Source organism: Shewanella basaltis (assembly GCF_023283885.1).
GTDB classification, from domain to species: Bacteria; Pseudomonadota; Gammaproteobacteria; order Enterobacterales; family Shewanellaceae; genus Shewanella; species Shewanella basaltis.
Genome location: NZ_JAKILA010000013.1, coordinates 96233 through 117803, shown reverse-complemented (window position 1 = coordinate 117803; position 21571 = coordinate 96233). Strand labels below are relative to the sequence as shown.

The window sequence follows — 21571 nt, the reverse complement described above, 5'->3', positions numbered from 1 at the left end:
TCTACGGTTGAGCTTTTCAGCAAAAATCCTCTCATATAATCCCACTTCTTATACTGGTAGAAATAGATTCAATGTGTAACTGACTTTATCCACCACAGGTTTGAGTGTTTTCACATCATATTGCTTGCCGTATCGTCCATAGGTGATGTTGTGATAAACGTGTCCAACAAGCTGTGCCACCATCGATTCTTCTATTTGCAGTTGCTTAAGCTCATCAATAAAGGTGTGACGGAATGAATAGGCTGTAGGTCGTTTACCTGCAACAAAGTGAAGTTGGTCGAGTAACTTGCCAAACTCTCGGCAAAACTTGTGTGACCAAACGCCATCACTACTTGGTTGATAATGAAATAACGGGTTGCTTGTTAATTGACTGTTTTTTGATGTTCGGTCATTAATGGTTTGAACGAAATCAATAAAACCAAGCTCAATGAGTTTTTGATGTAGCGGAACAGTTCGTTTTGACTGAGTTGTCTTGAGTTGTTGGCTCATGCCCTCATTAGTCACGTGAATGACGGTGATACCATCGATTACGGTTATATCATTGCTGTGTAGCTGACAGGCTTCAGAAGGTCGCAAACCGTGATACAGCATCAATAGTGTTATCCATTTAAAGTCAGGGTGTTTATCAATAAAGTCTTGTGATTGCAGCACGTGTTTTAGTTGCTCTGGTTGCCAGCGCTGACGCGCTAAATCATGCCCAGCTTGGTTACTTGGCTTTGATAGCTTCACTTCATCAAACGGGTTGGCGCTGGTGTAGCGCATCAGTTTGCTCCACTTGAAGAATTGCGACACCGCGGCTAAGTAGTCTTTATTACTTTTATGGCTTCGCCCTTCTTCGAGCAAGCAATCCTTGTATTCCATCGCCTCAGCGCTGGTTATGTCAAATACATCATCTAGGTGGGTTCTTTCAATAAAGTGGCCTATACGTTGATTTAGCTGCTTTACCGTTAAGACTGAGACAGACTGCTTTTGTTTAGACGCTATAAACTTGATTAGTGCATCCGACAATGTGACGTTAGCGACTGAATTTGTTTGCTTTTTACTACTCGAATTATTTGAGAATGCCAAGTTTGTTGGTGAGGGATAATTGTCACATGTCGCACTATTATGTGCTAATTGCGTTGGCCGAGTAGGAATAAACTGAATGATTTCTCGCACAGGCTTGGCGTTATCATCAAGCGTATCGGTTTCCCCAACAAAGCCTGCACGGGCATCATTAATCAATTGATTCACCTGTGCTTTAAACGCATCTGGCTGTGATTGTGGTGTTAAGTTGCTGATTAATGGCCGTAAGATACCCGCAACGACAAGATTACGGCCTATCGCGATTGAGCGCTGTTTAGTGAGCAGGGATACTTTGATGTCGGCAGAAAAGCCTTTATCACGCAGATAAACAGGCAACACCATGCGGGTGTAATAGGTACAATTTGTGGCTCGAAATAGGTACATATGTCTCAGTCATCCGTTTTGGGTCTGAGAATATGATTTTTCAAATGCTAGAAAGCAAAAAAGCCATTGATTATCAATGGCTTTTTCACTTTAGAATGTGGCGGAGGGATAGGGATTTGAACCCTAGAACGGGGTAAACCGTTGCCGGTTTTCAAGACCGGTGCATTCGACCACTCTGCCATCCCTCCGAGCGGGCGAATAATATGATAATGACCGTTTTGTGTAAAGAGCAAAATTGAAAATAATCACTCAACTGCTGATAAAACATCCAACCGTTTTCACCTACGAGTTACACGCAGTCTCAATAAAGAAGCCAAGCCCTATTGTCATCCCGCTTACCGCTATCTCAATACACGACACTCCGCGCTGAGTTTGAATCAACATGCAAACATTTTTGTTGGCGAAAACATGCGAATAAACTGCTGAAAACAGCGACTTTACTTGATTTGATAAGGGTTAATGTTTACCTTAACTGCAAGTAACGTTGCCAATGCAAAGGATAGCGAGATGCTTTCAGAACAAGCATTCGAAATGATAGATATTGTTGCCCGAGTGGGCAGTTTTACCGCCGCTGCAAATAAATTAAATAAAGTCCCCTCTGCGGTAAGTTATGCAATTAAGCAAATTGAAGATGATTTAGGGGTGATATTATTTGTGCGCCATCATCGCAGTGTTAGCTTAACACCAGCGGGGGAGCATTTTGTTGCTCAGTCGCGCGAAATCATGACTAAATTAAACAACATTAAACGTGACACCCAAAAAGTAGCCAATGGTTGGCGCCCTTCTTTGTCTATTGCCATTGATAATATGGTTCGAGCCGACAAAATTAGTGGACTGATCGCCGATTTTTATCGCCACTTTACGGACATAGAGCTAATCATCCGCCTTGAAGTGTATAACGGGGTGTGGGAAGCATTATCAACCGGTAAAAGCGATGTCGCCATTGGTGCAACGTCGAGCATCCCTGTGGGTGGGGTGTTTAAGTCGCGCGATATGGGGATGATTCAATGGGCGTTTTTGGTGAGCAAGAATCACCCTCTAGCGAAAGCTGAACACCCATTAACGGATGAAGAGTTAATACAATATCCATCAATTTGCTTGCAAGACACCGCACATAATCTCGCTCACAGACCAAACTGGCTATTAAACAACCAACGCCGCATTGTGGTACCAGACTGGATCCGCGCCTTAAACTGTTTTCGTGAAGGCTTAGGCATTGGCTACATGCCTTACCATTTAGCTGATATTTTTATTAAAGCTGGGGCGTTAATTGAAAAACAAATTGCCTCCCCAAAACAAGATACCGCTTGTTGCCTTGCATGGAACAGTGCCAATATGACTCCAGCAATGCAATGGGTGCTCGATTACTTAGGTGAAACACCTAAACTAAAAAAAGAATGGTTAAGTTAACCCATTGAACAGATTAAGGTTATATTAAACTTAAGATTATGGTAAGTTAGCTAACAACCGTGAACAACAAATTCATTTTAATTTAATGTACGTTGCTTAACCTATGTAAAAGGATTGAGTGTCAGAGTGAAAACGGTGCGTTTTCACGTTGAACAAATCATTGAGTTAATCTCAGGAGACGATAATGAGTCAACAATCAGTTTTATCCCCAAGTCTATCGACTACCGAAGTCAATAAACTGCTCAAAAACACTTATATGCTACTGTCTATGACACTTGCTTTTGCTGCGCTAACCGCTGGCTTAAGCATGCTGTTAGAAATCGGTAGATGGACCTCACTAGGCCTGTCATTAGGTGGTTTAGTGTTACTGTTTGTCACGTTAAAAAAAGCTGATTCTGCTGCCGGTATTTTTTGGGTATTTGCTTTTACCGGTATGGAAGGCGCATCACTGGGCTACATTCTTAACCACTACGCAGGCATGGCAAATGGTCCTGGTTTGATCATGCAAGCGCTTGGCTTAACATCGGTTATTTTTGTGGCGTTGTCAGCTTATGCACTGACCACTAAAAAAGACTTCTCATTTATGGGCGGGTTCTTATTTGCGGGCATGCTAGTGATGATTGGCGCCTTAGTCATTAACTTATTTGTACAAAGCTCAGTTATGTTTATGGCAATGAATGCCGGTATTGCATTGTTAATGACTGGTTTTATCTTATATGACACCAGCCGTATCGTGAATGGCGGTGAAACCAATTACATCCGTGCAACGGTTTCGTTGTTTTTAGACTTCTTAAACTTGTTTATGAGTCTTTTACATTTGATGGGTATGGGCAACGACGATTAATCGCCGATAGAGTTCACCTCCAAATTAAGATAAAATGGCCCCTAATTAAGGGCCATTTTTTATTATCATGAGTAAATTTATCATCCAAGTAAACGGCAGCGTTTATGGCTCCAGTGCAAGCTTTCGCGCATTGTCTTTTTGCCAAAATGTATTGGCTAATGGGCATAGCATTATTAATGTGTTTTTTTATCAAGATGGTGTAACCAACAGTAATGCCCTTACCTGCCCGGCATCTGACGAGATAAACATGCATGCTAAGTGGCAAGCCTTTGCAAAACAGTATCAAGTGCCGTTAATCAACTGCGTATCGGCGGCTCTGCGTCGTGGTGTACTGTCTGAACAAGAAGCAAATGAAAATGGTAAATCACACTGGAACAGTGATGCGTGTTTTACTATGGGTGGTTTAGGTGAATTAGTTGTGGGAATTGAAAAAGCGGATCGGTTAATCAGCTTTTAGGCGCGGGTTAACTTAGCGGGTTGCATGTCGTCGTGCTCGCCCTTTTTCGTCGTGTCGAATGCATAAATCACATAAGACAGTCAATTAAAAGACACCCATTTCTGCTTTACCATCATGGCCAACATTGTGCAGTAAACAATGCCCTTACACTATAAACAGGCTCGACTAATTAACGGTATATAGAATGAAATCGTTAGCAATTGTATTTCGCCATGCCCCTTTTGGTCACACTAGCGGCCGCGAAGGGCTAGACTTGGCAATGCTTAGCGCAAGCTTTGAGCAACAAGTCAGTCTTATTTTTACTGATGAAGCCGTATTGCATTTACTTGCAGGCCAAACACCTGAGCAAGCCGGTGCTAAAGACTATTTGTCTGCATTAAAGGCATTACCATTATATGACATTGAAACGGTATTAGTGTGTGCTGAGTCATTAGCCATATTGGGTATTAATGCGAGCGAATTAAGCATTGATGCACAAGTTGTGACAGCGGACCTTATCACCCAAACATTACAAACCGTTGATGAGGTACTCGTATTTTGATCTTACATCAAATCCAAACATCAACGCTTTGCGACAATGCGCTCAACACCTGCTTGCGGTACATTCACCCCAATGACAGTATTTTACTGTCTGGCGATGCCGTAAATTGCTTATTGCAAACCCAGTGGCAACAACGTTTGGCTGCAGTAAATTTATTGGTGCTACAAGACGATATTCAAGCCCGTGGCTTACAGAAGCGCATTGATGATATTGCCGCTAAAATGCAACCTCAATTATTTCATATTATTGATTATTCAAATTTTGTTGAACAATCGCTTAAACATAACAAGGTGATCACTTGGTAAACTCATTTGAATTTAATGGTCAGCAAATAGAAACAGATCATCAAGGTTATTTGAAAAATGTCGCAGATTGGCAAGAGTCGATGGCACAAATCATTGCCACGACGGAAAACATTGAACTGACAGCGCAGCACTGGGAAGTCATTTGGTTTGTACGTAATTTTTATCTTGAATACAAAACCAGTCCTGCAATAAGAGTGTTGGTAAAGGCAATTGGCCAAAGCTTAGGCCCTGATAAAGGTAACTCTAAGTATTTATACACCCTATTTCCTGTTGGGCCAGCCAAACAAGCTACCAAAATTGCTGGGCTACCTAAACCGGCTAAGTGTTTGTAGCGTAAAGTAGTTTATAAAAAAGCCCAGTTAAGTATTCTTAACTGGGCTTTGTCGTTATTACTTTGGAACCATATTGTCTAAAAAGAGTAAAGCCACTTGAGCAAGTAACATTATCACCAATAAAACAAAAAACATTCCAATTGAAGACGATATAAATTTTCCGTTATTACGTTGACCGTTAGCCACCGCTTGTTAGCCTCTGAAAAGATCAAAAACAGAGATAATAAGTCGTGCTCAATAAGCAAGGCACGACACAAAACCCATTAACCAATAACGCTTAAACCACCCATGTAAGGACGTAATACTTCAGGTACTGTGATGGTACCGTCTTGGTTTTGATAGTTTTCAAGCACGGCAACAAGTGTACGGCCAACAGCTAAACCTGAACCATTTAATGTGTGTAATAACGCTGGTTTGTTGTCAACTTTACTACGGTATCTTGCTTGCATTCTACGCGCTTGGAAGTCTCTCATGTTTGAACAAGATGAGATTTCACGATAAGTATTTTGTGCTGGCAACCATACTTCAATATCGTAGGTTTTACTTGAGCCAAAGCCCATATCGCCAGTACACAACACCATAGTACGGTGCGGTAAACCAAGTAATTGCAACACTTTTTCAGCGTGAGCGGTGATCTCATCTAAGGCTTGCATTGAATGATCTGGGTGCGCAATTTGCACTAACTCAACTTTATCAAACTGGTGTTGACGAATTAAGCCTCGGGTATCGCGACCATAAGAGCCCGCTTCACTTCTGAAACATGAGGTTAATGCTGTCATTTTCATTGGCAGTTCGCTTTCATCAACAATCATGTCACGCACGTAGTTGGTGAGTGGCACTTCTGCGGTAGGAATAAGCGATAAACCTTGGCCTTCTTCTGTGGCAGGTTTTGTGTGGAATAAATCTTCACCAAACTTAGGTAATTGACCTGTGCCTAATAAACTGTCTTCGTTCACTAATAATGGCACGTAGGCTTCAGTGTAACCATGCTCTGTGGTGTGCAGATCTAGCATAAACTGACCTAATGCACGGTTTAAGCGAGCAATTTGACCACGCATAATAATAAAACGTGAACCGGTAATTTTTACAGCACTTTTAAAGTCTAATCCGCCTAACGCTTCGCCTAGGTCTAAATGATCTTTTATCTCAAAATCGAAGGTTTTAGGCACCCCCCAACGGCGCACTTCAACATTGTCATTTTCATCAGCACCCACTGGCACCGATTCGTCTGGCAAATTTGGCACACTCATGGCGATGAGGTTGATTTGTTGTAAAAGCGCTGCTAATTCCGCTTTTTTAGCATCTAACTGAGTACCTAAATCACCCACTTGCGCCATGATGGCACTGGTGTCTTCGCCGCGAGCTTTAGCTTGACCAATCGACTTTGAAATCGCGTTACGCGATGCTTGTAAGTCTTCGGTTTCTACTTGAAGCGATTTACGCTTTTCTTCAAGCTTGGTCAAATTATCAACATCAAGAATAAAACCACGAGTGGCTAAACGCTCGGCGGTGACTTCCAGTTCATTACGCAAAAATTTTGGATCTAGCATGTTGTCAGTTCTTTTTAGTTAAACGCGAGAAAATACAAGCTGTTGACCTATGTACACCATAAAAAGACATAAGGTGACATTCAACAACACATTTAAAACAGCCTTATGCCAAAGGCCTTCCTGGATCAGCAATAAGGTTTCATTTGAGAAAGTCGAAAACGTGGTTAACGCCCCTAATAAACCAACGCCGATTAGGGCTTTAATTTCGGGGCTGACATGGCTCAATTGCCCAAGTGCATAAACAACGCCCATTAAAAACGATCCCATTACATTAACCAACAGTGTACCAAAAGGAAAACTGCTTCCAAATAGCTGGATCATAAATATTGACAGAAGATAGCGTAAAACTGCACCAATTGACCCACCCAGCGCGACAAGCAACACGTTAGTCATAACGCTTGACCTCACTTTGCTTATCAAGATCACTTAATTGAGCTAATTTATCTTGAATGCGTTTTTCAAAACCACGATTGGTCGGTTGATAAAATTGACTGTGCTGCAACGACTGTGGAAAGTAATTTTCGCCCGGTGCATAGGCACCAGGTTCGTTATGAGCATAGCGGTATTCTTTACCAAAACCGATTTCTTTCATGAGTGTGGTGGGGGCATTTCGAAGATGATTAGGCACTGGTTCATGGCCTGTTTGTTTAGCAAGCTCACGGGCAGCCTTAAAGGCGGTGTAAACCGCATTACTTTTAGGGGCGCTAGCAAGATACAATACCGCTTGTGCAATCGCTCGCTCACCTTCGGCGGGCCCGACTCTGTGATAACAGTCCCAGGCATTTAGCGCAACGGTCATAGCAACGGGGTCGGCATTACCTATGTCTTCTGAAGCGATAGCCAATAAACGCCTCGCAACATATAACGCATCGCCACCGCCTTCTAAAATTCGGCAAAACCAGTAAAGTGCGGCATCTGGCGCTGAGCCTCGCACAGATTTATGAACGGCAGAAATTAAATCGTAAAACTGATCGCCATTTTTGTCATAACCTGCCGCTTGATGGCCTGCAACCTGAGTCAGCATGTCTGTGGTAAATTCACCGCCATCGCTAACCAAATCGCTCATGAGCTCTAGTAAATTGAGTGCTTTGCGGGCATCACCTTCACTTATGTCGGCAAGTTGTTTAGCCACCCTATCTGGTAGGGTTAACTGTCGCTTGCCAAAGCCTCGTTCAGTATCATTCAGTGCTTGTGTCACAATTAACTGAATTTCGTCCGACGTTAATCGATTAATAAGATAAACACGGGCGCGAGAAAGTAAGGCATTGTTGATTTCAAACGACGGGTTTTCGGTGGTTGCACCAATAAAAATAACCGTGCCGTCTTCAATAAAGGGTAAAAAGGCATCTTGCTGACTTTTATTAAAACGATGCACTTCGTCTACAAATAATAAGGTGCGTTGGCCACGACTTTGGGCAATGGCTTTGGCTTGCTCAATGGCGGCACGAATGTCTTTTACACCCGATGTAACCGCCGAGATACGCTCCACATGAGCATTTGCATAATGCGCTATCAGCTCAGCTAAGGTGGTTTTTCCGGTACCGGGAGGCCCCCACAATAACATTGAGTGGGCCCGATTTGCCTCTAGCGCTTTACGCAGTGGTTGCCCTTCACCGAGCAGGTGCGCCTGGCCGATATATTCGCTAATGTCCCTTGGCCGCATTCGTGCAGCTAAGGGCCTAAAATCAGGCGCGAAATCAAATCCTAAATTAGCCATTAACCCTTTAATTAACCTGTTTTAGGCGCTGGTCGTCTATTTCAACGTTGTCTGGTATGGCAAACTTGAATAAGCTTTTTTCAGTTGCTGACACTGCGCGTTGAGCTGACAATTGAAATTGACTTAGATTACCTTGTTCATCTGTTAAATTAAATTGGGTAAGTTGTTCACCATTAAAACAGACGCTAACGGCAACAACGCTGCTGTTAAGTTTTTTAGGCTGAATGTCAAAACAACTCGATTTTGCTTTGTTTTGACGTTTCATCACTGTGTATTTGTTCCATGTTTCGTCATCGCGATGAACCAACAATGCCATCGGTGATGCGTCTACCGCTTGCGATACGTCCATCACAGTCACTTCTTCAGCAAAAGGATTAAAGACCCATAAATTAGCGCCATCAGCAACAATCAGCGACTCATCTGGCTCAGTTAAGTGCCAGTAGAATTGATTGGGAAAAGCCAATGCAAATACCCCATTACCACTTTGAATGGGCTTATTGTTAATGTCGGTGACTTGCTGAGAAAACGTGGCATGCAAGCTGTCTATTTTGGCTAATTTGGTGCGTAATTCTTTGGCATCATCAGCCTGTGCAGCGGCGGTGAGCATGCTCGTCGTAATAAATAGGCTTAATACTGTAATACGTTTATTCATCATTATTCCTATTAGTTTCTTGGTGGTGGCGGAGCCAACACCTCACGGTTACCATTGTGGCCTTGAGAGCTGACAATTCCCTGACCTTCCATCATCTCTATGATGCGGGCGGCGCGGTTATAACCAATCTTAAATTTGCGTTGCACACTTGAAATGGAGCCGCGGCGGGTTTCAGTTACAAACGCCACTGCATCATCATAGAGTGCATCGTATTCTTCTTCAGTGTCTGACGTTTCACCCGGTAGCAGCACCTGCTCGCCTTCTGACACGCCATTTAAAATCTCATCAATATATTGTGGTTGGCCGCGCTCACACCAATCGGCGACCACTTTATGCACTTCATGGTCATCAATAAATGCACCGTGAACCCGGTTAGGCACACTGGTGCCTGGAGGTAAATACAACATGTCGCCCATGCCTAATAACGTTTCGGCGCCTTGCTGATCTAAAATCGTACGCGAATCGATACGTGACGACACTTGGAATGCGATTCGAGTTGGGATGTTAGCTTTAATTAAACCTGTGATTACATCTACCGACGGACGCTGAGTCGCTAATATTAAGTGAATACCTGCCGCACGGGCTTTTTGAGCAATACGGGCAATAAGCTCTTCAACTTTTTTACCGACAATCATGATCATGTCGGCAAATTCATCCACTACCACGACAATTGATGGCAGTTTTTCTAACGCTGGCGCTTCATCTAACATGCTCTCAGATGACTTCCATAATGGATCTGGGATGTATTCACCTTTTGCGGCAGCATCTTTAATTTTATAGTTGTAACCTTTTAAGTTACGCACGCCTAACGCTGACATTAATTTATAACGACGCTCCATTTCGCCTACACACCAACGCAGTGCATTGGCGGCTTCTTTCATATCGGTAACCACTTCACATAATAAATGAGGGATCCCTTCGTACACCGATAGCTCAAGCATTTTAGGGTCAATCATAATAAAGCGCACATCATCTGGGCCAGACTTATACAGTAAGCTGGTGATCATCGCGTTAACCCCTACAGACTTACCCGAGCCTGTGGTACCGGCCACTAATAAGTGCGGCATTTTGCCCAAATCGACGACGACAGGTTCGCCTGCAATGTCTTGACCTAGCACCATTGATAGCGTCGATTTACTGTCATTAAAGGCGGCGCTGTCTAGCACATCACGCATAAACACGGTTTCGCGGAATTTGTTGGGTAATTCAATCCCTACATAGGCTTTACCCGGAATAACCTCAACCACACGCACGTTTTCGGCTAACAAAGAGCGCGCCAAATCTTTTGCAAGGTTGGTAATTTTAGAGGCTTTAACCCCAGGGGCCAGTTCAAGCTCAAAACGTGTGATAACAGGACCAGGGAACACGCCAACCACATTGGCAATAATATTAAAATCGGCCAGCTTAGTTTCAACGAGTCTGGCAACTTGATCTAATTCTTCTTCACTGATGGGGTTTTTCTTACGATCGGGAACATCAAGTAAACTAATACTTGGCAAGGGATCCATTTGGCGTTTTTCTTTGGGTGCCTGGCCATCAATAACCACTAAACCGTCGACAATTTTAGCTTCTTTTTTCGGTTGTTTTTGAGCGACTAGTGCCCCGTTTGAATGCGGCTTTTCAAATGCATCAGCAAATGGATCGGCCGCGAATTCATCGTCAATGTCGCTATCATCATTTGCACTAAAACTGACATCATCATCTTCGTCTTTAGTGGCAACCCACGGGGCAAACGCGGGCTCATCATCTTCAAGTTTAATAGACGGCTCTTGACGATCATCAAAGTCAAGTTCGTCATCGTCAATATCGACAGGCTCGATTGTTTCTGTCACTTTTGGCTTGCGACTAAAGAAACTGCGTTTTTTCTCAATCACGGGCTCATGATCAGCGTCATCGTTTATGGCGTGACTGTTAACCGTGCGATCTTTACCCGGTTTAGCAAATGCATTGTTGCTCTTTTCTGCTGGCTCTTGTTCGTCTAATTCTTCACGGCGTTGTTTAAACTTGTCAACTAAAGACATAAAGCCTTTGGTGTCTTCGGTTTCGCGTTCGCGTTTAAACAAGCTTGGTAACGTCCAAATACGTTTTACGCACCAAATCGCACTAAAGCCAGTTAACTCAATGATGGTTAGCCAGCTAATTCCTGTTGCTAAGGTAAAACCAGCACAAATAAAACACATCAATAATAACGTTGTGCCAAGTGTACTAAAGTAAGGCAGCATCGCCTGCCCTATTACATCGCCTGCCACGCCACCGGCTGAAAACACAAACATGTTTTCAGCGTTCATACTCACTAACGCAGCCAGGGCTAACAGCATTAACATAAATCCAATAATGCGCAGACCGACAGAGAAATAGTCGATTTCAAACAATCTATGGGCACGATTAAAAATAAACCAACCGGTGGTGGCAATAATGACGGGGATTAAAAACGCGATAAAGCCAAAAAAATAAAACAGCACATCTGCCGTCCAAGCGCCAACAGCGCCAGTCCAATTGTGAATTTCACCTTGATAATGTGATTGACTCCACCCGGGATCATTGGGGTTAAAACTCGATAGCGCCAATAGAATGTAGGTTGCAACCATGCAACAAATAATTAAACCACCTTCAAGCAAGCGTTGTAAGCCGCTGAGTGTTTTTAGACTATTTTCCTGAGTCAAACGAAAACATCCATAAAAGAGTGAAAAATAAGGGTTAAGATAACAGAATATCACTGTATTTGCAGTGATTATGCACCTTGATTTAATGAAGCTCAATGGATTGTTATAGGGAATTAATCCAGGCAATCAAAAGTGTGCAAGATAGACTAAGCAGTGGCGATTTTATCGACACAAACAATCTCTGATGAAGCCATAAAAGAGAGTCAAGCTCGCGATTTTATAGTCCATCAAGATTGCATTAAAACGCTGGTAACAATAGTGCAAACAGGTTAAACCACTTAGTGGTGTAGATAAGGCTATCCTAGATTGTATAAGGCCACTTTATTAGTCTGCTTTACTTCTTCCATTACCACATAAGTACGAGTATCTGACACTGAGGGTAATTTCAGTAAGGTTTCACCTAATAATCGTCGATATGCAGACATATCTGACACTCTTGTCTTTAATAAGTAGTCAAAATCACCAGAGACTAAGTGGCACTCTTGAATGTCATCTAGGAGTTGAACCGCGCGATTAAAGCGATCAAAAATGTCTGGCGTGTCTCTATTTAAGGTGATCTCAACAAACACAAGTAACGATGCACCTAAAAAATGTGGATTAACCAACGCAGTATAGCCGTTTATAAAACCTTGTTTTTCTAGGCGTTTAACTCTTTCTAGGCAAGGCGTCGGGCTTAAGCCAACGCGTTTAGACAGTTCGACATTAGAAATCCGCCCGTCAATTTGTAGCTCGTGCAGGATATTGCGATCGATACGGTCTAAATCTTTAATTGAAACGTTTTTATTACTAACCATATTTTTAACCTTGTTTTGTCCTTAAAACAATATTTAAACCTTTTTTAAGGGGAACTTCAGCAGCATAATCTGCTTAACCAGCACTATACTAGAGTTCCCTGAAATAAGCACGTTCAGGTCACAATTAATAACAACTATACCCACTTAAAGTGGGTTTTATGCAAATTGAGGCTCAAAAATGATTATTGGTGTACCAACAGAAATCAAAAACCACGAATACCGTGTCGGTATGGTTCCTTCAAGTGTGCGCGAATTGACGATTAAAGGTCATGAAGTTTTTGTTCAGTCAGATGCGGGTGTAGGTATCGGCTTTACTGATCAAGATTACATAGATGCTGGAGCTTCAATTTTAACAACCGCTGCTGAAGTCTTTGCTAAAGCGGAAATGATTGTCAAAGTAAAAGAGCCATTAGCTGTTGAACGCGCAATGCTGCGTAAAGACCAAATCTTATTTACTTATTTACACCTAGCACCTGATTTAGCCCAAACGAACGATCTCATCGCTAGCGGCGCAGTGTGTATTGCCTACGAAACCGTTACCGATGATCGTGGTGGTTTACCCCTTCTTGCTCCTATGTCTGAAGTTGCCGGCCGTATGTCAATTCAAGCGGGCGCACGTGCGCTTGAGAAATCACTCGGTGGTCGCGGCATGTTGTTAGGCGGAGTGCCTGGTGTTGAGCCTGCTAAAGTGGTCATTATTGGTGGCGGCATGGTAGGAACTAACGCGGCACAAATGGCGGTCGGTATGGGCGCTGATGTCGTTGTACTTGACCGTAGTATTGATGCATTACGCCGCTTAAATGTTCAATTTGGTTCAGCGGTTAAAGCCATTTACTCAACAGCCGATGCGATTGAACGTCATGTGCTTGAAGCAGACTTAGTCATTGGTGGTGTATTAGTACCAGGTGCTGCTGCGCCAAAACTTATCACTAAAGACATGGTTAAGCGCATGAAGCCTGGTAGCGCGATTGTTGATGTTGCTATCGACCAAGGTGGTTGTGTTGAAACTTCACACGCAACCACTCACCAAGACCCAACTTACATTGTTGATGACGTTGTGCATTACTGTGTGGCAAACATGCCAGGTGCTGTTGCACGTACATCAACGTTTGCATTAAACAATGCAACCCTTCCTTACATCATTAAGTTAGCTAACCAGGGTTACAAACAAGCGTTATTAAATGATAAACATTTATTAAATGGCTTAAACGTTATCCACGGAAAACTAGTATGTAAAGAAGTGGCTGAAGCGTTAAACCTTGAGTTTACTGAGCCTAAAAGCATGCTTAACTAATTAGGTTTTGGTGTAATAAAAAATGCCGCATGAGTTAATGCGGCATTTTTTTATGGCTATAATTTTTATATTGTAGTTTGTGACTGTTTTGCTAATAGCTCAAAAAATGCTTGTTGTGGCATCGGTTTGTGAAAGTAATATCCCTGCACCGACTCAATGTCTTGCAACTTAATAAAATCAAACTCTGCCTGAGTTTCTACACCTTCTGCAACTATGGTTAAATCAAGCGCTCTACTCATACTAACAATGGCTTCAATGAGTGCTTCATGGCGGGCCCCCATAGATATTTTTTGAATAAACGACTTATCAATTTTTACTTGATCTACTGGGAAATTGGCCAAATAAGACAGTGACGAATACCCCGTACCAAAGTCATCAACTGAAATTTGCATTCCACGATGTCTTAACTCGTTAAGCAACTGATTGATGGTATCAAGTTGTTTCATCATCAGTGATTCGGTAATTTCAAGTGTAATAAAAGAATAGGGAAATTGTCCGGCATCATACTCGGATTGTTTTTCATCAAAATAACGCAAAAAGCGTTGTTGTAAATCTGTGGTCCAAAACTCAATTGTCGACACATTAATTGATAGTGGGATAGTCAAACCACGTTGTTGCAGTATAGCTATCGTGTTAAGTGCTTCATTTCTTACCCATTCACCAATATTGACAATAAAGCCCGATTGTTCGGCGATAGGAATAAATTCATCCGGCGAGATAAAGCGTCCATCATATTGCCAACGTAACAAACACTCAGCTTTGACTATCAAACCGTTATGTGGATTGACGATAGGTTGATAATACAATGCAAATTCATTGTTACTGATGGCTGACTTTAAACGCATGTGTAATTCGGCACTGCGTTCTGCATCTTTTTGAATTTGTTGATTAAAAAAACGAAAACAATTACGCCCATGTGATTTGGCATTATACATGGCTTGGGTGGCACAATTTAAAATTTGTTCCACGTTTTCGGCATCATCTGGGTAACGAGCTAAACCAGTACTTATGGTCAGTTTAAGATGTTGCCCGCCCACTGAAAATGGATTGTCGAGCACTGCCGAGACATCGTTAACCATGTTGATGAGCGAATCTGTCGATAATTTACCCGGTAATACTAAGGCAAACTCGTCTGCTGCAATGCGCGATAACAATACGTTTTCAGGGATCACACTCGACAAGCGTTTAGCCACTAACTTTAACACCAAATCGCCTTTGTCATGGCCTAAGGTATCGTTAATTTGTTTAAAATGGTCTATGTCTATCAACATCAAACTAAACTGTTTTTCACTCTCATGATGTAAATCGTCCGACTCAATCATGCTTTGCAAACTATGGAACAGGTGTTTTCGATTTACCAACCCAGTTAATTGGTCATAGTTTGTTTGAAAATGAATAAGCTGCTCGGCATTTTTTCTGGCCGAGATATCATTAATCAACCAAGCGAAACAATTTTGTTGGGTAAAAGTGTCACGAATAACAGTGACCGTTAGGGCAATATCAATAATGTCATTATCATTTTTTAAGCCCTTTAATTCCCCTTGCCAAGCGTGTCCTCTTGATAAACTATCAAATAAATCGGCTGTTACTGATGGGGATGAGTGACTTAAAAAACGTTGTACATCAAATAATTTAAGGTTGGCGTAGTAAGTCGAGGTTAACGCTTTAAATACAGGATTGGCTAATAATACTGAGTTATCTTCACTGGTGATCACTAGCGCAATAGGTAGACTACTAAAAATTTTACTGCTTAACCGTTGTACATGCATTCCACGGCTTCGCTCAATGGCCAAACTGGCTAATCTAGCGGCTTCTTGAATGAGAATTAAGTCCTGCTCCGTTGGCGACTTTACCGTATCGTAATACATGGCAAACGTACCAAGTACGTTATTGTTACTGTCTTTAATGGGTTCTGACCAACACGCTTTTAATCCAGATTTAAGCGGGATCTCTTTGTACTTTTGCCAATTAGGATGATTATCAATATCGTCAACAATCACCCGCTGACACAAAAATGCAGCAGCACCACATGAACCGACTTCGGGACCTATTTCAACACCATGAATGGCCTGATTGTACGTATCAGGTAAATTTGGCGCAGCACCAGATAAGAGCCTTTTGCCATCATCACTGATGAGCAATACCGATGCTCGAGTACCTATTTTTTGCGCCTCAATCAGCAACACTAACGCGTGGAGCATTTCGCCTAAAGGCTGACCCTGTAACACCATATTCAAAATAGTGCTGTAACGCTCTAGGCTGGATTCATGGTATGGATCTTGAGACGAATCCGGCAAGGTGCTGATAATATTAGGTCCTATATCCATAGTGCTCCGTATATAAATGAGCTAAATTGCATAAACTAACTATGTTAATAAGATTATGCATTTATATGCTTTTAATCAATGTAAAATTCACATTTAAGCTCAAAAATATTGGCAAGTCAGCAGCATAATTATGCATGAAAAAAAACAGTGCCCAAAAGACACTGTTATAAAATTGATAAGTATTTGTTACGTTTATAGCTTGTTACTATTGATACCAACAATAACGTGCTATTCAGAAACCCGTTCCATTTTGGCAAGATAAAAACCGTCAAAGCCGCGCTCTGACACTAAGATATTTTCATCTTCAATAAAGCGAAATTGTGGGTTGTCAGCTAGAAAAGCGTCCACTTGCTGACGATTTTCTTCTGGCATGATTGAACAGGTTGCGTATATCAGCATACCGCCCACTTTGACCATGCGGCTGTAACTTTGCAAAATCTGCTTTTGCAAATCAATCAATACGGGTAAACGCTCAGGGGTATCACGCCATTTTGAATCTGGGTTACGCTTTAACACGCCAAGTCCTGAACAAGGCACATCAAGTAGTACTCGGTCGGCACTGAGCTTTAAACGTTTAATGGTTTTAGAGCTGGCAATAATGCGGGTTTCAACATTATGCGCACCAGCACGTTTAGCACGAGCTTTTAAATTGTCGAGTTTCCATTGCTCAACATCCATTGCCAATAAACGCCCTTTACCTTGCATTTGCGCAGCAATATGCAGCGTTTTGCCCCCCGCACCCGCGCAGGCATCAACCACACGCATCCCCGGTTTAGCGCCTACGGCGTCAGCCACTAATTGCGAGCCGGCGTCTTGTTGTTCAAACCAACCATCTTTAAAGGCATCGGTACGAAACAGAGCCGAATCTGAGGTTACCTCAACTGCAGAGGCAACATCGGGCAATGCAACGGCCGTTACGCCCTCTTTTTGCAAACGAGCAATCAGTTTTTCACGATCGCACTTAAGCTCATTAACGCGCAAATAGCGCTTAGGTTGCTCTGCTAATGCAGCACGTTCTGCCGGCCATTTATCGCCTAATTGGGTTTGCCCTAATTCGTTTAACCATTCAGGACAACCATCCCACAACACAGGATCGGCTTTGGCTTTTTCAAGATTGACATCAAATGATGCTTGCTCGATTTGTAACGAGTACTGCATCTTAGGTAAATCAAGGCCATGAAACACATGCCAACCATTAAGCAGTTTCGACCCCTGGCGATCAAACTCGTCGGGGGTGATATCGACTAAAAAACAATACAGATTAAGCCGACGTAAAATATCGCCAGTAACTTGGGTGATCCGCGCTTGCTCTGACGGGTTAAGCGATAAACCAGAAAAATGCTCAGAATAAGCGCGATCTAGTGGTTTTCCTCGGGTTAACACCATCGTCAGTACGTTTAATACTAATTCAGATGAACTGCCAGACAGCGGGTAAGTTAACATGGGCTCTCTCATAAAATAACAATCAGTGTAAAAACGTGCCGATCATAGGGATTTAGGCCACTGATAGCAAGAAAAAGCGACCCGAAGGTCGCTGAGTTTGTCTGCCAGTAAACTGGGGATCACCAATTACATTTTTGAGCCTTTAGCGCCATAAAATAAAATAAAGCCATAACACACAACCGGTAAAATAAACGCCAGTTGTAAGCCCATGGCATCTGCCATGACACCTTGTAATAACGGTACAATCGCGCCGCCCACAATGGCTAAACATAAAATACCGCTGCCTTGTGAGGTGTGTGGGCCTAAGCCACGCAATGCCAGGCTAAAAATGGTTGGGAACATAATTGAGTTAAATAGTCCCACACCTAAAATTGACCACATGGCAATAGCGCCACTGCTAGTCATTGCCACTAACACAAGCACAGCAGCCATTAAGGCATTAAAAGCAAGCATGGTACCCGCCGGAATTTTTTGCATTACCGCAGAGCCAATAAAACGACCGACCATCGCCCCGCCCCAATAATAGGTAATGTATTTAGCCGCATCGGCTTCTTGTAAACCGGCAATATGTTCTTCGCCTAAAAAGTTAACTAAAAAGCTACCAATGGATACTTCTGCGCCCACATAAACAAAAATACCCACCGCGCCCAACACTAAATGGGTACTTTGCCATGCGCTGGTTTTGCCGTTGTGTGTAACAACCCCTGTGTTGTCAGACACTTCATTGTGCTCAGCAATGGTCGGTAAGTTAAGTTTGGCAAAAATAAACGCTAATACACCTAACATGGCGGCCAAAATAAGGTATGGCAGTTTAACCACTTCCGCTTCGGCTTGCGCATGGCTTAAACCTTCAGCAGCGCCACTTGCCACAGACAAGATGAGTACCGCCCCAAAATAAGGGGCAACCGTGGTACCCAGTGCATTGAATGCTTGGGTCAGATTTAAGCGGCTCGATGCAGTTTCAACACTGCCTAATGCGTTAACATAAGGATTCGCGGCAACTTGTAAAATGGTGATGCCTGATGCTAATACAAACAATGCGCCTAAAAACAATCCGTATGTTGCAAACGCCGCGGCGGGGTAAAACAACAAACAACCTAAGCAGGCGATTAATAAACCACATACTATGCCTTTTTGATAACCCATTTTTTTAACTAACTTACCCGCGGGCAACGACACCAAAAAGTAAGCGCCAAAAAAGCAAAATTGGATCAGCATTGCCTCGGTGTAATTAAGTGAAAACACCGCCTTTAAGTGCGGAATTAAAATGTCGTTTAAACAGGTGATAAATCCCCACATAAAAAACAGCGAGGTTAATGACACTAACGCAAACCGATAATTACCATTACCACCGTCAGTTGTTGTGTATTCTGTACTTTGCATTGTTGAAGCCATAATTGGTCTCTTCTCGTTAGTTATTGTTGTTTGGCATATTACTTCTATATATTGGCGATAATTATCGTCAAGGTGACAATTTTTATTGGGGCATATTTACTCATTCAATAATGCCCATGGATGACAGAAAAAAAACCTGAAACACCAAGACCTGTTGAACTTGCAAGGTTGTTTTTGCAGCGAATTGTTGGCCATTACTTACCTATATCACTGCGAGGTAGAGACTTTTCGTGTCATTATTTTGCACAAAGAGTCGACAACGCAGTAAACAGGGCCAACAAACGCTGCCTGAAAAGTTAGCCTAAAAACGTGTTTAACTCGAACAACATTCAACCAGCAAAGGTCAAAGGCCTTTCGTATTTCAGTTTGTAAATGCTAGTTCAATTTGCCATAAAAGCTGGCAAAGCCAGGCAAAATAACAGCACTTGTATCATCTGATGCGATATAACCAGACTCCAGCCCATGCCCCTGCACAGCCTCATCTAGTGTTAACTTGCCTAAGTCAAAACGACATTGTTCACCAGAAAAATTAAACAGAACCAGCATTCGCTGCGAGTCTAGTGTTCTGATAAAGGCCAACACATTGGTGTCGGCATCAACAAACGATATGTCACCTTGCACCAATAAAGGCTGTTGTTTTCGCCAGGCTAAAAAATGCCGGTAACTGTTTAAAATAGAATAACTGTCTACATCCTGCACATCTACGGCGCAGTTTTTATGCTCTGGTGCTACGGGTAACCAGGGGGCCACATCACTAAAACCGGCATGTGGGTCATTTTTAATCCATGGCATAGGTGTACGACAGCCATCACGGCCTTTAAACATTGGCCAAAACGCAATACCAAAAGGATCTTGTAATTGACTAAATTCAATCGATGCCTCGGTTAAGCCTAATTCTTCACCTTGATAACTGCATACACTGCCACGCAAAGAAAATAACATCGCATTGAGCATTTTTATCATGGTCGGGTTTGCTTGCGCTTTCCCCCAACGAGATGCAACCCGTTGTACGTCATGATTACCAATTGCCCAACATGGCCAACCATCACCAATGCTGGCTTCTAATTCTTCTGCGGTTTGGCGAATATAGGCTGCGCTAAAATCATCGGTTAATAGCTCAAAACTGTAGGCCATGTGTAAACGATCATCGCCTTGAGTATATTCTGCCATCGTGGCTAATGAGTCTTCTGATGAAACCTCACCCAAGGTGACGGCACCCGGATAGCGATTAATTAATTCCCTTAACTCTTCAATAAAACCCACGGTTTGAGGCCGGGTATTGTTGTAATAATGGTATTGATAAGCATAAGGATTGTCTTCGCTAAAACCACGGCCTTGGCGTTTGTCTTTTGGTTTAGCAGGGTTGTCGCGTAATTGCTCATCGTGATAACAAAAGGTAATGGCATCAAGTCGAAAGCCATCTACGCCCTTTTTAAGCCAAAATTCTACGTTATTAAGTACAGCTTGACGTACTTGCGGACAATGGAAATTTAAATCAGGTTGGCTTTTAAGAAAATTATGCAAATAGTATTGTTGGCGTCGAGGCTCCCACTCCCAGGCACAACCACCAAAAATGGCTAACCAGTTATTTGGTGCACTGCCATCGTCTTTAGGGTCGGCCCACACATACCAATCTGCTTTGTCGTTGTCACGACTTTGGCGACTTTGTTCAAACCATGCATGCTGATCTGATGTGTGACTTAACACCTGATCAATGACCACCTTAATATTGCGTAAATGCGCCTGTTCAATAAGTTGATCAAAATCCGCCATGGTGCCAAACAAAGGATCAATTTCAAGATAGTCACTAATGTCGTAACCAAAATCTTTCATCGGCGATTTAAAAAAAGGTGAAATCCAAATCGCATCGACGTTGAGGCTAGCAATGTAGTCAAGCTTAGCAATAATACCTTGTAAGTCTCCAACGCCATCACCATTGGAATCCATCAAACTGCGTGGGTAAACTTGATATATCACCCCACCTCGCCACCAGGTTACCTGACCCATTGTATCCCCTTAAACTAAGTTAACGCATTTTTGCCCTGCAAGTTAACTTGATGTTACGACCGAGTAACAGGTCGCGCTTGTTTTATTAATACCCAGAGGATACGTGAATAAGGAAATCAGGTTCAATACACCTGCATACGTATGCAAAGAAACAATTACATTTCACAGGTTGGCCAAAACAACTTAAAAACAATAAAATCATACATTTACTACACAAAAAGACACATTCAACTCTGTGTTTAAATTATACAACAGCAGCTAAATGGCGTTGCTGCTGGCTTTGAATACGTATGCATAATATTGTCGGCAAAAGTGTACTGGGAGTAGTATCGTCACTGTTGTGCAACAATTTGGTCATAACTTCAGCACTTATGCAGTCACTTATAAAGTT

At 42.5% G+C, this 21571-nt stretch carries 18 protein-coding genes and 1 tRNA gene; 7 read left to right on the top strand and 12 right to left on the bottom strand.

Going from position 1 to position 21571, the window contains the following annotated elements:
- Positions 1 to 48: 48 nt before the first annotated feature.
- Positions 49 to 1449, bottom strand: coding sequence for a site-specific integrase (locus L2703_RS11120; RefSeq protein ID WP_248971160.1), 1401 nt, complete (start codon positions 1447 to 1449; stop codon positions 49 to 51).
- A 98-nt stretch (positions 1450 to 1547) separates the two neighbouring features.
- Positions 1548 to 1637: transfer RNA gene (locus tag L2703_RS11115), tRNA-Ser, on the bottom strand.
- A 319-nt stretch (positions 1638 to 1956) separates the two neighbouring features.
- Between L2703_RS11115 and punR the strand changes: the two genes are divergently transcribed.
- The 6 genes from punR (at position 1957) to L2703_RS11085 (ending at position 5338) form a co-directional block, all read left to right on the top strand.
- Positions 1957 to 2859, top strand: coding sequence for a DNA-binding transcriptional activator PunR (gene punR, locus L2703_RS11110; protein WP_248971159.1), 903 nt, complete (start codon positions 1957 to 1959; stop codon positions 2857 to 2859).
- A gap of 184 nt (positions 2860 to 3043) precedes the next feature.
- Positions 3044 to 3703, top strand: a complete 660-nt coding sequence (locus L2703_RS11105) for a Bax inhibitor-1/YccA family protein (protein ID WP_248971158.1) — start codon at positions 3044 to 3046, stop codon at positions 3701 to 3703.
- Positions 3704 to 3770: 67 nt separating this feature from the next.
- A complete protein-coding gene (gene tusD, locus L2703_RS11100) occupies positions 3771 to 4160 on the top strand; it encodes a sulfurtransferase complex subunit TusD (protein ID WP_248971157.1) in 390 nt (129 codons plus the stop codon).
- A gap of 184 nt (positions 4161 to 4344) precedes the next feature.
- On the top strand, positions 4345 to 4701 hold the full coding sequence (gene tusC, locus L2703_RS11095; protein ID WP_248971156.1) for a sulfurtransferase complex subunit TusC: 357 nt from the start codon (positions 4345 to 4347) through the stop codon (positions 4699 to 4701).
- Positions 4698 to 5006 (top strand): sulfurtransferase complex subunit TusB, encoded by a 309-nt coding sequence (gene tusB / locus L2703_RS11090; RefSeq protein ID WP_248971155.1) that lies wholly within the window; start codon positions 4698 to 4700, stop codon positions 5004 to 5006. The genes tusC and tusB overlap by 4 nt, the downstream gene beginning before the upstream one ends.
- Positions 5000 to 5338 carry a TusE/DsrC/DsvC family sulfur relay protein gene (locus L2703_RS11085; RefSeq protein WP_248971154.1) on the top strand — a complete coding sequence of 113 codons (339 nt, stop codon included), beginning with the start codon at positions 5000 to 5002 and terminating at the stop codon, positions 5336 to 5338. Before tusB ends, L2703_RS11085 begins: the two co-directional genes overlap by 7 nt.
- Positions 5339 to 5601: 263 nt before the next feature.
- Here the strand turns inward: L2703_RS11085 and serS are convergent, their stop codons facing one another.
- From serS to lrp, 6 genes are all read right to left on the bottom strand, one after another.
- Positions 5602 to 6888, bottom strand: coding sequence for a serine--tRNA ligase (gene serS / locus L2703_RS11080; RefSeq protein ID WP_248971153.1), 1287 nt, complete (start codon positions 6886 to 6888; stop codon positions 5602 to 5604).
- An 18-nt stretch (positions 6889 to 6906) separates the two neighbouring features.
- Positions 6907 to 7281, bottom strand: a complete 375-nt coding sequence (gene crcB / locus L2703_RS11075) for a fluoride efflux transporter CrcB (RefSeq protein WP_248971152.1) — start codon at positions 7279 to 7281, stop codon at positions 6907 to 6909.
- Positions 7274 to 8605 (bottom strand): replication-associated recombination protein A, encoded by a 1332-nt coding sequence (locus L2703_RS11070; protein ID WP_248971151.1) that lies wholly within the window; start codon positions 8603 to 8605, stop codon positions 7274 to 7276. The genes crcB and L2703_RS11070 overlap by 8 nt, the downstream gene beginning before the upstream one ends.
- A gap of 7 nt (positions 8606 to 8612) precedes the next feature.
- Complete coding sequence (gene lolA, locus L2703_RS11065) at positions 8613 to 9257, bottom strand: outer membrane lipoprotein periplasmic chaperone LolA (protein WP_248971150.1); 645 nt, start codon at positions 9255 to 9257, stop codon at positions 8613 to 8615.
- A gap of 11 nt (positions 9258 to 9268) precedes the next feature.
- Positions 9269 to 11920, bottom strand: a complete 2652-nt coding sequence (locus tag L2703_RS11060) for a DNA translocase FtsK (RefSeq protein WP_248971149.1) — start codon at positions 11918 to 11920, stop codon at positions 9269 to 9271.
- A 296-nt stretch (positions 11921 to 12216) separates the two neighbouring features.
- Entirely contained in the window at positions 12217 to 12714 is a 498-nt protein-coding gene (gene lrp / locus L2703_RS11055; RefSeq protein WP_248971148.1) for a leucine-responsive transcriptional regulator Lrp, read from the bottom strand.
- A gap of 178 nt (positions 12715 to 12892) precedes the next feature.
- Here lrp and ald point away from each other — a divergent pair, with 178 nt between their 5' ends.
- Positions 12893 to 14008 carry an alanine dehydrogenase gene (ald, locus tag L2703_RS11050; protein WP_248971147.1) on the top strand — a complete coding sequence of 372 codons (1116 nt, stop codon included), beginning with the start codon at positions 12893 to 12895 and terminating at the stop codon, positions 14006 to 14008.
- Positions 14009 to 14073: 65 nt separating this feature from the next.
- Here ald and L2703_RS11045 read toward each other — a convergent pair whose 3' ends face one another.
- The 4 genes from L2703_RS11045 to L2703_RS11030 all read right to left on the bottom strand — a co-directional run bounded on the left by L2703_RS11045 (position 14074) and on the right by L2703_RS11030 (position 21180).
- Positions 14074 to 16335: a bifunctional diguanylate cyclase/phosphodiesterase gene (locus L2703_RS11045; protein ID WP_248971146.1), complete on the bottom strand. Its 2262-nt coding sequence runs from the start codon at positions 16333 to 16335 to the stop codon at positions 14074 to 14076.
- Between the two features lie 228 nt (positions 16336 to 16563).
- Positions 16564 to 17778: an RsmB/NOP family class I SAM-dependent RNA methyltransferase gene (locus L2703_RS11040; RefSeq protein ID WP_248971145.1), complete on the bottom strand. Its 1215-nt coding sequence runs from the start codon at positions 17776 to 17778 to the stop codon at positions 16564 to 16566.
- Between the two features lie 126 nt (positions 17779 to 17904).
- A complete protein-coding gene (locus tag L2703_RS11035) occupies positions 17905 to 19173 on the bottom strand; it encodes a sugar MFS transporter (protein WP_248971144.1) in 1269 nt (422 codons plus the stop codon).
- Positions 19174 to 19548: 375 nt separating this feature from the next.
- Positions 19549 to 21180: an alpha-glucosidase family protein gene (locus L2703_RS11030; protein ID WP_248971143.1), complete on the bottom strand. Its 1632-nt coding sequence runs from the start codon at positions 21178 to 21180 to the stop codon at positions 19549 to 19551.
- Between the last annotated feature and the right edge of the window lie 391 nt (positions 21181 to 21571).